The sequence below is a fragment of the Streptomyces celluloflavus genome, assembly GCA_000720995.1.
GTDB lineage: Bacteria > Actinomycetota > Actinomycetes > Streptomycetales > Streptomycetaceae > Streptomyces > Streptomyces celluloflavus.
Window position 1 is genome coordinate 116,918 of sequence record JOEL01000003.1, and the last position, 13,055, is coordinate 129,972.

At 71.3% G+C, this 13,055-nt stretch carries 12 protein-coding genes and 2 riboswitches; of the genes, 8 read left to right on the plus strand and 4 right to left on the minus strand.

Annotated elements, in window-relative coordinates:
* The first annotated feature begins 351 nt into the window (after positions 1-351).
* Positions 352-1,374 (plus strand): cytotoxin leucocidin, encoded by a 1,023-nt coding sequence (locus IH09_RS03990; RefSeq protein WP_052854031.1) that lies wholly within the window; start codon positions 352-354, stop codon positions 1,372-1,374.
* A 363-nt stretch (positions 1,375-1,737) separates the two neighbouring features.
* Entirely contained in the window at positions 1,738-2,262 is a 525-nt protein-coding gene (locus IH09_RS03995; protein WP_052854033.1) for a nucleotide triphosphate diphosphatase NUDT15, read from the plus strand.
* Positions 2,263-2,621: 359 nt separating this feature from the next.
* Here IH09_RS03995 and IH09_RS04000 read toward each other — a convergent pair whose 3' ends face one another.
* Entirely contained in the window at positions 2,622-3,338 is a 717-nt protein-coding gene (locus IH09_RS04000) for a TetR/AcrR family transcriptional regulator (protein WP_244933815.1), read from the minus strand.
* 58 nt (positions 3,339-3,396) lie between these two features.
* Here IH09_RS04000 and IH09_RS04005 point away from each other — a divergent pair, with 58 nt between their 5' ends.
* From IH09_RS04005 to metE, 3 genes are all read left to right on the plus strand, one after another.
* A complete protein-coding gene (locus IH09_RS04005; RefSeq protein WP_052854035.1) occupies positions 3,397-4,617 on the plus strand; it encodes a cytochrome P450 in 1,221 nt (406 codons plus the stop codon).
* Positions 4,618-4,637: 20 nt separating this feature from the next.
* A complete protein-coding gene (locus tag IH09_RS04010) occupies positions 4,638-4,829 on the plus strand; it encodes a ferredoxin (RefSeq protein ID WP_052854036.1) in 192 nt (63 codons plus the stop codon).
* 615 nt (positions 4,830-5,444) lie between these two features.
* Positions 5,445-5,663: riboswitch (cobalamin riboswitch) on the plus strand.
* A 166-nt stretch (positions 5,664-5,829) separates the two neighbouring features.
* Positions 5,830-8,139, plus strand: a complete 2,310-nt coding sequence (gene metE / locus IH09_RS04015) for a 5-methyltetrahydropteroyltriglutamate--homocysteine S-methyltransferase (RefSeq protein ID WP_052854039.1) — start codon at positions 5,830-5,832, stop codon at positions 8,137-8,139.
* A 162-nt stretch (positions 8,140-8,301) separates the two neighbouring features.
* Here metE and IH09_RS04020 read toward each other — a convergent pair whose 3' ends face one another.
* Complete coding sequence (locus tag IH09_RS04020) at positions 8,302-9,060, minus strand: CbtA family protein (protein WP_052854042.1); 759 nt, start codon at positions 9,058-9,060, stop codon at positions 8,302-8,304.
* A gap of 21 nt (positions 9,061-9,081) precedes the next feature.
* Positions 9,082-9,303: a CbtB domain-containing protein gene (locus IH09_RS04025; RefSeq protein WP_052854044.1), complete on the minus strand. Its 222-nt coding sequence runs from the start codon at positions 9,301-9,303 to the stop codon at positions 9,082-9,084.
* A gap of 36 nt (positions 9,304-9,339) precedes the next feature.
* Positions 9,340-9,473, minus strand: a riboswitch (cobalamin riboswitch).
* 271 nt (positions 9,474-9,744) lie between these two features.
* Between IH09_RS04025 and IH09_RS04030 the strand changes: the two genes are divergently transcribed.
* From IH09_RS04030 to IH09_RS04040, 3 genes are all read left to right on the plus strand, one after another.
* Positions 9,745-10,824 carry an ABC transporter substrate-binding protein gene (locus IH09_RS04030; protein ID WP_240150907.1) on the plus strand — a complete coding sequence of 360 codons (1,080 nt, stop codon included), beginning with the start codon at positions 9,745-9,747 and terminating at the stop codon, positions 10,822-10,824.
* A gap of 131 nt (positions 10,825-10,955) precedes the next feature.
* Positions 10,956-11,975 carry a FecCD family ABC transporter permease gene (locus IH09_RS04035; protein ID WP_244934037.1) on the plus strand — a complete coding sequence of 340 codons (1,020 nt, stop codon included), beginning with the start codon at positions 10,956-10,958 and terminating at the stop codon, positions 11,973-11,975.
* A complete protein-coding gene (locus tag IH09_RS04040) occupies positions 11,972-12,787 on the plus strand; it encodes an ATP-binding cassette domain-containing protein (protein WP_052854049.1) in 816 nt (271 codons plus the stop codon). Before IH09_RS04035 ends, IH09_RS04040 begins: the two co-directional genes overlap by 4 nt.
* Here the strand turns inward: IH09_RS04040 and IH09_RS40540 are convergent.
* On the minus strand, positions 12,699-13,043 hold the full coding sequence (locus tag IH09_RS40540) for a transposase (protein ID WP_404827229.1): 345 nt from the start codon (positions 13,041-13,043) through the stop codon (positions 12,699-12,701). The genes IH09_RS04040 and IH09_RS40540 overlap by 89 nt on opposite strands.
* Positions 13,044-13,055 lie beyond the last annotated feature (12 nt).

The following is a 13,055-nucleotide window of genomic DNA, read 5'->3' on the forward strand; positions in this document are numbered from 1 at the left end:
CCGCCTCGTGCGACACCGCTGCTCTGGACACTCACCGGCCAGCGGATACTCGGGAGCGGAGCAGTACCGACCACGCTGCGGATGCACCCGCGTCACGCGACGGCGAAGGCTCGGGCGCCGCTGGCAGTGACGCACCACCAGGACGCGGTGACGCGGTGACGCGGTGACGCGGTGACGCGGTGACGGATGATCTCCCGCAACGATCAGCGCCCCGCGCCGGGGGGAAATCCGTGCAGTTCCGGGTGATTCGGTGGTTCGGGACCAAAGTCCCTATGCGCTGCGAAAGATCGCCGATTGCATAGCTCACCACGACGATTCACCCGTGCCGCCTCATACCGGATTGGGACCTCCATGAGTCATGTCTCCAGACGGCGCGTTCTCGCCTTCGCTCCCGCTGTCGGCCTCGCCGCGGCCGTCCCCGCTTCCCTCGCCACTGCCGGTACCGCGGCGGCAGCCTCCGGTCAGCCGAGTGCCCCACAGAGCGCCCCGAAGCGCAAGGTGGCCGCCCGTCCGCTCCAGGAAATAACGGACGAGTGGGGGAAGTGGATGGCCAGGGAGCGGTTCCCCCGCTCCAACGGCTGCCGCTTCACCGCGTCCACGGACTACGGCCGGCAGAGCGCGCTCGGCGATTACCGCAAGTACCAGGTGGTTGCGAAGTACAGCGGTATCACCTACGACCCCAGCGCGCCCTCGCCCATACCGGGCCAGGTCAGCTCGGTGACCACCAACTACCGCAACGGTTCGACGGTGGAGCAGGTCGTCACGTACAAGCAGAGCAGGACGACCGAGCAGGATCTGCGGATCTCGGTGACGGAATCGCTGAAGATCGGCGTCACCATGGAAGTCTCGGCGGAGATCCCCACGGTGGCGAAGGTCAGTGAGACCACCTCGATCGAGACGAACCTCTCCTCGACGCAGGAGTTCACGCACAAGGAGACACAGAACTGGAGCGTCGACCTCCCGCTCAGGATTCCGCCGAAGTCGTTCATCGAGGCGTCGCTCGTGGTCGGCACCCAGACGTACGACATCGACTGGACGGCCACCGCCGGTATGACGGGAAGCGTGGCGATCTGGTTCGAGGAGAAGGTGGATCTCAATCACGACGGTGACTACCACTGGCTGTGGTTCGTCCCCATCGAGGAGGTGTTCCGCGACTGCCGCACCCACTCGATCGTCGACACCACCGGTTACGAGATCACCGCGGACGGCGTGGACGCCTTCGCGAGCGGAAAGTTCGGTGGGGGCCAGGGAGTGGCCCTCAACGTGAACGTCGTCCAGAAGGATCTCGACGGCGGAGAGCAGCGCAACGCCCCCCAGTCGATCCCGATCCCGCTCACCCAGGACGGGAAGAAGGTCATCCGCGCCGGTCACTGACCGGTTGACCACATCTGAGCTCTCCGGCCCATGACCATGGAGCGAGATTCACCATGGAGTTGCCGGTGAGTGCGGTGGTGTGATCGACCATTGGGGTACTCACGCTGCTCGGGGCGGTGGTCGTCGCGGAGAGATCACCGTCACCGCGCCCAACTCCAGCCCCCGCAGCCGCGCGCACAGGTGCTCGTAGCGGGCGCACATGATCTCGCCGGCGGTGTCGCGGCGGGCCGGCGAGATTCACAGCAGCCTCCCCAATTCAAGGGCTGCGGCAGGTAGCGGCCGGATCCGGTCCGTTTGAGCCAGCCTCGCGCGGCCGATGCTCACGACCGGGCCGTCGTCTGAGATGCGGAGCGGGGTACGGGCATGAGGGATCGTACGGTCACCAGCCGGCAGCGCGGCGATCGGCCACCGCGCGCACAGGCCGCGTTCGGCGTCGGCGTCATCGTTCTGGACGAGGACGGCCGCGTACTGCTCGGGCGGCACCGGGCCGGGACCTGGGAGCTACCCGGCGGCAAGATCGAGCCGGGTGAGAGCGTGCAGGTCGCCGCAGCAAGGGAGTTGGCCGAAGAGACCGGGCTGCGCGCCGAGCCGGCCGATATCCGTGTGTTCGCGATGCTGCACGATGCGGTCCACGGCCTGAACCGCATCACCATGGCTTCGGCCCTCACCACTTACGGCGGCGTGCCGTACGCGGCGGAGCCCGATCTCGTCAGCGCATGGGAGTGGCACTCCCCCACCGGCCTGCCCAGCCCGCTGTTCACGCCTTCCGCGCAGATTCTGGCGGCGTGGTACCCGGACGTGGACATCGCGTATCCGGCGGCGCACCGGTTGACCGTGACGGAGGTCGACGGCACCCGGTCTGCCAAGTCGGAGCTGCGTCGGGGGTGATGGACCAGTCGCCTTGGCCGAAAGTCTCCGCCGTTGTCGGCAACCGATGCCTGGCGGGCTGCCCTTGACGGCTGGATGCATCGATGCACGACGGCACAGGCTCTGGCTCTGACCCTCGCTCAGAGATCTCGGATCGTGCTGAAGTGGCGCTGCGAAGGCGGCCGTGACGAGCCGGGACCAGGCGTCGAGGTGCCGCCGTTCCGACCGATCGTCAGCGGACAGACGGCCGGTGCCACCCGCCGAGCATGCCGCGCTGTCGCCCACCCCACGGTGTCGTCCACGACCTGGCGGGCGGGGCACTGAGCCCGCCCCCCGCGCCGCAGCGGCGTCAAAAGCGCCCTGCCGCACCGAACAGGCCGCTACTCGGCACCGCCGCCGGAATCCGCAGTGCTCGCGGTCTTCGAGGCCGGGCTCAGGACCAGTGGCAGGTATACATCGTCGATGATTTCGGTGATGGTCTCGTCCTCGATGGGCGCGCCGAACATCAGGAACTCGTTGCGCAGCAGGTCGGTCGCGACCGTGGCCCGTCGGGAATCCAGGATCCGGCGCTCGACCTCGCCGCGCTCGACGGCCCGCTCCAGGATGACGCGGATCGTCGCGGGACCGGCGGTGTGGACCTGTTCCCGGATCAGCCTGGCGAAGTCGGGATCGCGCGTCATCTCGGCGAGCAGGCCACGCAGGATGCCGCCGAACGGGCTGGTCATCTTCGCGGCGACCTGCCGCAGGAGGGCGATCATGTCCGTGCGGAGCGCACCGGTGTCGGGGAGGTCGATGTCGGCGACGCGATGCAGCTTGCACGCGTCCACGACCAGTTCGGCGCGGCCGGGCCAGCGGCGGTAGAGGGCGGCCTTGCTGGTGCGGGCCCGGGTGGCCACCCGTTCCATGGTCAGCGCGGCATAACCCACTTCGGTGAGTTCCTCCAGCGCCGCCGTCAGGATGGCGCTTTCCAGCTCTTCACCGCGGCGGCGGGGACCTTTGCGGTGGTCAACGGCCGCTTCGACGGTCTGGTCGACGTTCGGTGACAGCGTGACTCCTGAGAGTTTGCCGAGGGGGCCTTGCGCTCCTTGTGGGAACACCCTAGCCTCTGAATTAGAGAACTCACCGTTCTTTAAATGCGAGACTTCGAGGGGACCGATGACCGTGACCGCGACGACGCCCCAGACGCAGGACGCCCCCGCCTTCCCGAGCGACCGCACCTGCCCGTACCAGCTGCCCGACGGGTACGCCCGGCTCCGGGACGAGCAGGGCTCGTTACGGAAGGTGACCCTCTACGACGGTCGTCCGGCCTGGGTGGCGACCAAGCACGAGACGGCGCGCAAGCTGCTGGCCGACCCCCGGCTCTCCTCCGACCGCACCCACGCCGACTTCCCCGCCACCTCGCCCCGTTTCGAGGGCCTCCGGGACCGGCGCCCGGCGTTCATCGGCATGGATCCGCCGGAGCACCAGGCCAAGCGGCGGATGACGATCAGCGAGTTCACCGTCAAGCGCATCAAGGGCATGCGTACGGACATCGAGCGGATCGTGCACGGCTTCATCGACGAACTGCTCGCCGCGGGTCCGCCCGCCGACCTGGTCAGCCGGTTCGCGCTGCCGGTGCCGTCCATGGTGATCTGCCGGCTGCTCGGCGTGCCCTACGCCGACCACGACTTCTTCCAGGACGCGAGCAGGCGGCTGGTGCAGGCGACGGACGTGGCGAGTGCGGTCGCCGCGCGCGACGACTTCGAGGAGTACATGGACGGGCTGATCACCAAGCTCCAGGCAGAGCCCGGTCCGGGCCTGCTCGGCAGCCTGGTCGCCGAGCAGCTGGCCAACGGCGAGATCGAACGCGAGGAACTGATCTCGACCGCGCTGCTGCTGCTCGTCGCCGGCCACGAGACGACGGCCTCGATGACCTCGCTCAGCGTGATCACCCTGCTGGAGCACCCCGATCAGCACGACATGCTGCGCGCCGACCCCGGCCTCGTACCCGGCGCCGTCGAGGAGTTGCTGCGCTACCTCGCCATCGCCGACCTCGCGGGCGGCCGCATCGCCACGGCCGACATCGAAATCGACGGGCAGCTCATCCGGGCCGGTGAGGGCGTGATCATCACCAACTCCATCGCCAACCGCGACGGTTCGGTGTTCGAGGACCCGGACACCTTCGACGTGCACCGCTCGGCCCGCCACCACCTCGCCTTCGGCTACGGAGTACACCAGTGCCTCGGCCAGAACCTGGCCCGTCTGGAGCTTGAGGTGATCATCACCGCGTTGTTCGACCGCATTCCGACGTTGCGTCTGGCCGTCCCCGTCGAGCAGCTGACGCTGCGACCGGGCACGACGATCCAGGGCGTCAACGAACTCCCGGTCACCTGGTGACCCCGGAGAAAGGAGTGGCCATGCGAGTGACCGCCGACCGGAATGTCTGCGTGGGCGCCGGCCTCTGCGCCCTGACCGCACCCGAGATCTTCGACCAGGACGACGACGGCCTGGTCACGGTGCTCAAGTCCGACCCCGACGACGACAGCCGGCCCGCCGCGCGTGAGGCCGGCGTCCTCTGCCCGTCCGGCGCCATCCGGATCACCGAATAGCCAGGCCCGGGACCGGCCCGCCGATGGGATCCGGTCCCGGCCCGACCACACCCGGCCCGCCAGATGCCGCGCCGCCCACGTCCGCCGGCACGGGCGCACCGACACCACGCACATCACGGCCGCCACCCGCCTGCGTTCCGGCTCGCCCCGGCTCGGACCGCGCGTACAGCCCCGGCTCGCGACAGCAAGCCGCACGCCCACACCACTCATGACCACGGCTACGAACTTCCGTCGGCCGCCACCGACTTGACGTCGGCTACGGAAGGCTCCGGCACCGCCCGCCACAGGGCCTGCAAGTGCATCACCGGCTGGTGGGAAACGCCGCTCCTGCGGCAGCGGCGCCCGTGGGCCACGCGTCGACGGCCGGCCGCGCCGAGGTCCGTCGCGGGCCCCGGCCGACCGGGGCCCCCAGGAGCGACCGGAGTTGAGGGGCCTCGCCCCACCGGGCGGAGCGGCCCGGACGGCGCGGCCTGTCGGGGGTACCGGGGCCTCCTCACCGGGGCGCGGCGGGTGCGGCGTTTCCCGCTCGCGGCCCGTTTCACGCCTGGCGGCCGCGTGTCTCACCTCACCATCCGCATGCTGGACGTGGCCGTACGCACCCGCGCACGGCCACGTAGGCTGGCAGGTGCAGCTGGTTCGCCCCGTCCGCCAGGCGGGACGCGTCGTAAGAGGGAACCCGGTGGGAATCCGGGACTGCCCCGCAGCGGTGAGTGGGAACGACCGCCGTCACCACGCACTGGGCCCGTCCGGGCCTGGGAAGCGACGGCCAGTAGATGTCCTCCTCGGGAGGACGTGCCCGCGAGTCCGAAGACCTGCCCGCTGCCCGTGTGCGAACACCTCGTGCGCGGACATCCCGGTGACCTCGTGGGCGGGTCGGCGTACATATCAGGCGGACGACCGTGCCATGCCGCGCGAGGTCGTATCGCCCGGTCTGTCACCCCTTCGCGCTCTCGTCCCCGTCTCCGGGATCTCAGGGATTCATCTCGCGAAGGAGATCTCCGTGACCACCAAGCCCGCAGCCGCGGCAGCACGGGCCACCGTGTACGGCTACCCCCGCCAAGGTCGGAACCGGGAACTGAAGAAGGCGATCGAAGGCTATTGGAAGGGCCGCGTCACCGCCGACGCCCTGGAGGCCACCGCCGCCGGACTGCGCGGCGCCAACTGGCAGCAGCTCGCCGAGGCCGGCGTCCACGAGGTGCCGACCGGCGACTTCTCGTACTACGACCACGTCCTCGACACCACCGTCATGGTCGGCGCGATCCCCGAGCGGCACCGCGCCGCCGTCGGCACGGACGCGCTGGACGGCTACTTCGCGATGGCCCGCGGCACCCAGGACGTGGCGCCGCTGGAGATGACCAAGTGGTTCGACACCAACTACCACTATCTGGTGCCGGAGTTGGGGCCGGACACGGTGTTCGCGGCCGACTCGTCCAAGCAGGTGACCGAGTTCAAGGAGGCCCTCGCCCTGGGCTTGAGCGCGCGGCCCGTCCTCGTCGGACCCGTCACCTACCTGCTGCTCGCCAAGCCCGCGCCCGGTGTGGCCGCCGACTTCGACCCGCTCACCCTCCTCGACCGGCTGCTGCCCGTGTACGCCGAGGTCCTCGCCGACCTGCGCGCCGCGGGCGCCGAGTGGGCGCAACTCGACGAACCCGCCCTCGTCCAGGACCGCACCCCGGCCGAACTGGACGCCACCGAGCGCGCCTACCGTTACCTCGGCGCACTCACCGACCGCCCGAAGCTGCTGGTCGCCTCCTACTTCGACCGGCTCGGCGACGCGCTGCCCGTACTGGCCAAGGCGCCGGTCGAGGGGCTCGCGATGGACTTCACGGAGGCCGCCGCCGCCAACCTCGACGCGCTCGCCGCCGTCGGCGGGCTGCCCGGCAAGCGCCTGGTCGCCGGTGTCGTCAACGGCCGCAACATCTGGGTCAACGACCTGGAGAAGTCCCTGGCCGTGCTCGGCACGCTGCTGGGCCTCGCCGACCGGGTCGACGTGGCCGCCTCGTGCAGCCTGCTGCACGTCCCGCTCGACGCGACCGCCGAGCGGGATATCGCACCGCAGATCGTGCGCTGGCTCGCCTTCGCCCGGCAGAAGACCGACGAGATCGTCACGCTCGCCAACGGCCTCGCGCGCGGCACCGGCGCGATCGCCGCCGAACTGTCGGCCAACCGCGCCCACCTGGCGTCCCGGGCCGGCTCCCCGATCACCGTGGACCCGGCGGTGCGGGCCCGCACGGCGGCCGTCACCGAGGCCGACGCCCGCCGCTCCCAGCCGTACGCCGAGCGGACCGCCGCCCAGCGCGCCCACCTCGGCCTGCCGCTGCTGCCGACCACCACCATCGGCTCCTTCCCGCAGACCACCGAAGTGCGCACCGCGCGCAGCGATCTGCGGGCCGGGCGCATCGACACCGCCGGGTACGAGGAGCGCATCAAGGGCGAGATCCGGGAGGTGATCTCCTTCCAGGAGAAGGCCGGGCTGGACGTCCTGGTACACGGCGAGGCCGAACGCAACGACATGGTCCAGTACTTCGCCGAACAGCTCACCGGCTACCTCGCCACCCAGCACGGCTGGGTCCAGTCGTACGGCACCCGCTACGTGCGGCCGCCGATCCTCGCCGGGGACATCTCGCGCCCCGCGCCGATGACGGTGCGCTGGACGACGTACGCCCAGTCCCTCACCGACCGCCCGGTCAAGGGCATGCTGACGGGCCCCGTCACCATGCTCGCCTGGTCCTTCGTCCGCGATGACCAGCCCCTCGCCGATACCGCCCGCCAGGTCGCCCTCGCGCTGCGCGACGAGGTCAACGACCTGGAGGCGGCGGGGACTTCGGTCATCCAGGTGGACGAGCCCGCCCTGCGCGAAACCCTGCCGCTGCGCACCGCCGACCGGCCCGCCTATCTGGGGTGGGCCACGGAAGCCTTCCGGCTCACCACCGGCGGGGTGCGTCCGGCCACCCAGATCCACACCCATATGTGCTACGCGGAGTTCGGCGACATCGTCGAGGCCATCGACGATCTGGACGCCGATGTCATCAGCCTGGAGGCCGCCCGGTCCCATATGCAGGTCGCCCGGGAGCTGGCGGCCCATGGCTACCCGCGGGAGGCCGGCCCCGGCGTGTACGACATCCACTCCCCGCGCGTGCCGAGCGCCGAGGAGGCCACCGCCCTGCTGCGCACCGGACTTGAAGCCCTCCCGGCGGAACGGCTGTGGGTCAACCCCGACTGCGGCCTCAAGACCCGTGGCTGGCCCGAGACGCGCGCCTCGCTGGAGAACCTGGTCGCCGCGGCGCGCACGATCCGCGGTGAGCTGTGAGATGTGAAGTGTGAGCTGTTGACGTACTGACCGCGCGTGATGCGGGGGCGAGGCCGGGGCGCATCGTGCGCTCCGGCCGTGCCTCCGCGACGGTGTCGGCCGAGAATGCGAGAGGGCCCCCGGATCGTTCCGCGGGCCCTCTCCCCGGTGGCTTCGGGTCGTTCAGTCCGAGGCGGCGACCGCCGTTCCCGGGGGCGCCGTCGCGGGCTCGGGGGCCAGTAGCCGCTCGGCGAGTTCGCCGAAGGCGAGGCCGAAACCGCCCCACAGGGTGATCTGTATGGCGAGGGCGGAGAGGCGGAACCGCCACAGCAGGGTCGCGGGGAAGTTCTGCGGCACCTCGTTGATGACGGGCAGGAGGGCGTACGCCAGACCGATCACGAGGGCGAAGGCCGCCACCGCGACGACCGTGGCGTACCAGGTGCCCAGGTGGGGGGCGAGCCGCTTGCCCAGGAGGGTGGCGGCGATCGCCAGGAGCACGCTGAGCAGCATCATCAGGAAGTACAGGGTCGTGCGCTTGCCGATGGTGTCGGGCTCGCCGACCGACGGCGGGTTGGCCGGGTACTTCAGGAACGGCACGACGTACACCGCGAGCAGCGCACAGCCGGACAGCAGCAGTGCGGTGGCCCGCGGGGTGAGGCGGCCGACGCGGCCGAGCGCGAAGCAGTAGGCGAGCGCGGCGATGCCGCCGAACGCGACACCGTAGACCAGGACACCGGTGGCGAGACCGGCGGTGGACTGGAGGCCGCGGGAGACGAGCTCGACCTCGTGCTCATGTGCCGGGGCGTGGGCCTCCTCGAAGCCGATGGCGCCGTCGACGTTCGGCTCACCGAGGAAGTAGGCGACGATCAGGGCGAGCACACCGGCCGTGAGACCGGCGAGCATGCCCCGCACGAGCAGGTTTCTTACCGTTGCGGAGTTCATGGGTATGCGGCATCCCTCGCGTCAGTGGCAGGGGAAGCCGAGCAGGTGGCGTCCGTCGTGTACCCATTCGTGGACGTCCGCACCGCTGATCACGGAGGTGGCGCCCTGCTCGGCGCCGACGAAGTACAGCAGGACGAGCATCAGGATGCCGAAGAAGACCGCCCAGGGGGCAATCGCTGTCAGCGGCAGCTTGGCGGGTACGACGGGGGTGGTGGCAGTCGGCTGGGCGACATGCTGCGCCATGGCAGGGCCTCCTCTGGGAGTTCGCGTCCCATCTCGGTGGTGCACAGGACGAGGGCGGCGTGTCTGACTCACGTGACGGCCCGCCCGGGGGGCTCGCCGTCTCGCTCACAGTGGCGCGACCGTGCCGGATTTCCACCGGCTTCCGCCACACCCTCGTCGATATCGGACCGACGGTACCCCGTGTCGGGTACATGGCCAAGAGCGGGCCGGTGGTCGCGGTCCGCGGGAGCGGCCGGTACGTCCGCGTACGTCCCCGGTAGCTGCCCCGGTGCGGGGCGGCGGTTCCCGGTCGGCCACCGGCACCGTCCGGCCGTCGCGCGGTCCGTGACATGACGTCGGCCAAGTACCGGGTGCCGGGAACCGGGAGGCAGGTCCGGCCGACTACCTGTGCCGGGTCGCGTCCGTGGCCCGTCGGCTGGTGAGTGGTAGAGGAGATGGTCCATGCGTCCCTGGAAGATGTGCGGGCTCGCAGTGGTTGTCGCGGTGGCCGCCACGGCGTGCGGTGGCGGCGGTGCGGCGGAGGGCGGCAAGGGGACCGGTCCGGCTGCCACGGGGAGCGGCGGCTCCGGATTTCCGGTACGGGTCACGGACTGTCAGGGCGTGCCGACCACGTTCCCGGCGGCGCCCGCCAGGATCGTGACGAGCAATGCCGCCGCACTGGAGATGCTGCTCCGGCTGGGGGCGGGCGACCGGGTCATCGGCACGGGATTCCCGCCCGGCAAGGGCACTCTGCCCGCGGATCTCGACGCGCGGGCGCAGCGGGTGCCGGTGCTGGGGAAGATGGTGATTCCCAAGGAGAAGCTGCTGGGCTCCGGGGCGGATCTCTACATCGACACGTTCGCGTCGATGGAGCACATGGGCGGGGCGGGTGACGCGCCGACCGCGCAGGAATTCGCGTCGGCGGGGATCCGGCACCTCTATCTGGCCTCCACCGCCTGTGCGCCGATGGCCAAGGAGCCGCAGCGGGACCTGTCCGGTGTGGAGGGCGATCTCACCCGGCTGGGGGCGGTGACGGGGACCTCGAAGCGGGCGGCGGAACTCGTGTCGGGGATGCGGGCGAAGGTCGCCGCGGTGCACAAGGCGATCGGTGAGGTGCCGCCGGAGCGGCGGCCGGGCTACTTCTTCTTCGACTTCGACGCGGGGACCAAGCAGCCGATCGCCGTCTGCGGCAAGCAGGTCGCCAACGCGGTGATCAACCAGGCCGGGGCCCGCAATGTCTTCGACGGCTGCGACGGCGCCTTCCAGCGGGTCTCGTGGGAGGACGTGGTCGGCAAGAACCCGGACTGGATCCAGTTGGCCGTGCGCAACCGCGGTGACGCGGCCGCGAACCGCAAGGCGTTCGAGGAGGCCGCGGCCTTTCTGAAGGGCTTCCCCGCCACCAGGGGGCTCAAGGCGGTGCGGGACGGGAAGTTCCTGCGGATCGGCTCGGAGCGTACGACGATCGCCGGGGTCGGCAATGCGGACACGGTCGAGGAGATCGCGCACACCCTCTACCCGGCCCAGTTCGCGGCGGCCCGGTAGTGGGGGCGCGCCCCGCGGTGCGGGCCGCCGAGAAGCCCCCGGCACGGCGGCAAGACCTCGTACGAAAGGAGATCCCCGTGCGCGAGGACGGCCCCGTACGGGACGACACCGCCGGGCGGGCCGGGCGCGGTGTGCGGACGGGGGTGCTGGCGGTGGGGCTGGGTGCCGCCCTGGTGGTGGCGCTGACCGTCGCGGTGTCCCTGGGCGCCACGGACATCGCGCCGGACCGGGTGTGGTCGGTGGTGTTCCGGCGGCTGGGGGGTGCGCCGCCCCGGCCGGGTACCAACGATCTGATCGTGTGGCAACTCCGGCTGCCGCGGGCCCTGTTGGCGGCGTGCGTCGGTGCCGGGCTGGGCCTGGTGGGGACGGCGACCCAGGCGCTGGTGCGCAATCCGCTGGCGGACCCGTATCTGCTGGGCATCTCCAACGGCGCGTCGCTCGGCGCGGTCGGTGCGATCGTGCTGGGGGCGGGCACCGGCGGTCTGCTGGGGCTGGGGCTGTCGGCGGCCGCCTTCGCGGGGGCGCTCGCCGCGTTCGCGCTGGTGTGGTTCATGGCCCGGCGGGGCGGGGGCTTCTCGCCGCTGCGCCTGGTGCTGGCCGGGGTGGGGATCGGGCAGTTCCTCTCCGGATTCACCAGCTATCTGGTGCTTCAGGCCGGTGACGAGCAGCAGACCCGCAGCGTGCTGTTCTGGCTCATGGGGAGTCTGAGCGGGGCGACCTGGCAGGTGCTGTGGCCGCCGGTCCTCGCGGTGGCGGCCGGGCTGCTGGCTCTGCAGGCGCGCGCCCGTGCGATGAACGCGCTGATCATGGGTGACGAGACGGCCGCCGGGGTCGGTGTGGACGTCACCCGCCTGCGCCGGGAGCTGTTCGTGGTGACCAGTCTGCTGACCGGTGTGCTGGTCGCGGTGTCCGGGGCGGTCGGCTTCGTGGGGCTGATGGTGCCGCATCTGTGCCGGCTGGTCGTCGGGGGCGATCACCGGCGGCTGCTGCCGCTCTCCGCGCTCACCGGGGCGCTGTTGCTGGTGGTGGTGGACATCGTGTGCCGTACGGCGATGGATACCCAGGAACTGCCGGTGGGTGTGGTCACCGCGATGATCGGGGCGCCGGCCCTGTTGTTCCTCCTGGACCGGCGGATGGCGGTGGGCCGGTGAACGTCGGGATCGAGGATCTGCATGTCGCCTACGCGGGGCGGAACGTGGTCGCCGGGGTGCATCTGATGGCCGCGGCGGGCGAGATCGCGGGGCTGGTCGGGCCCAACGGGAGCGGCAAGTCCACCGTCCTGCGGACCGTCTACCGGCATCTGCGGCCCGCCGCCGGACGGGTCCTGCTGGCCGGCGCCGATATCCGCACGCTGACGCCGGGGCAGACCGCGCGGCATGTCGCCGCGCTGCCGCAGGAGCGCGGCAGCGACTTCGAACTGGCCGTGCGGGAAGTGGTGGCGATGGGCCGGACGCCCTACAAACGCGCCTTCGCCGGCGAGGACCGCGACGACCGGGAGACGGTGGCCCGGTCGCTGGCCGCCGTCGGCATGGCGGGGCAGGACGCCCGCCGCTTCGCGGCGCTGTCCGGCGGCGAACGCCAACGGGTGCTGCTGGCACGGGCGTTCGCGCAGGATCCCGATGTGCTGGTCTTGGACGAGCCCACCAACCATCTCGACGTACGGCACCAGGTGGAGCTGCTGGCCCTGCTGCGGGCGCAGCGCCGTACGACGTTGATCTCGCTGCACGACCTGAACGCCGCGGCGTCGCTGTGCGACCGGCTGCATGTGCTGCACGGCGGGCGGGTGGTGGCGTCCGGCGCGCCACGCGCGGTGCTGACGCCCGAGCTGCTGGCCGAGGTGTTCGGGGTGCGGGCCGCGGTGACCGAACACCCGCTCACCGGCGACCCGTTGATCGCCTTCGACCACCGGCGGCTGCCGCCGTCCTCCCCCGCGTCCGGCGGAGGGCCCGACGGCGAGGGCTGAGAGCCTGCCGGGTGGCCGGCCGTGACCGGTGAGTGATCAGGCCGGCAGGTGCGACGGGTACGGCGGAGGCTCCGGAAAAATCGCGTGGTCGCGCGAACGTGCCGCCCTTCACCCAGCGGCGGAAGCGGGTACGGAGCGTGGCCCGGGGGCCGTACGGCTCGGGGACGTCCCGCCGAGCCGTACCCGTCCGGGACTGCCACCCGGTCCCGTTGCGGAGCATCCGGTCGTCCAGCCGTTGCCACCCCGCTCTCGCCAGGGCGGCAACGGC

Bases quoted from the DNA above. Each gene is read 5' to 3' on its own strand.
- IH09_RS03990 (WP_052854031.1), top strand. From the start codon at position 352: ATGAGTCATGTCTCCAGACGGCGCGTTCTCGCCTTCGCTCCCGCTGTC.
- IH09_RS03995 (WP_052854033.1), top strand. From the start codon at position 1,738: ATGAGGGATCGTACGGTCACCAGCCGGCAGCGCGGCGATCGGCCACCG.
- IH09_RS04005 (WP_052854035.1), top strand. From the start codon at position 3,397: ATGACCGTGACCGCGACGACGCCCCAGACGCAGGACGCCCCCGCCTTC.
- IH09_RS04010 (WP_052854036.1), top strand. From the start codon at position 4,638: ATGCGAGTGACCGCCGACCGGAATGTCTGCGTGGGCGCCGGCCTCTGC.
- IH09_RS04020 (WP_052854042.1), bottom strand. From the start codon at position 9,060: ATGAACTCCGCAACGGTAAGAAACCTGCTCGTGCGGGGCATGCTCGCC.
- IH09_RS04025 (WP_052854044.1), bottom strand. From the start codon at position 9,303: ATGGCGCAGCATGTCGCCCAGCCGACTGCCACCACCCCCGTCGTACCC.
- IH09_RS04030 (WP_240150907.1), top strand. From the start codon at position 9,745: ATGCGTCCCTGGAAGATGTGCGGGCTCGCAGTGGTTGTCGCGGTGGCC.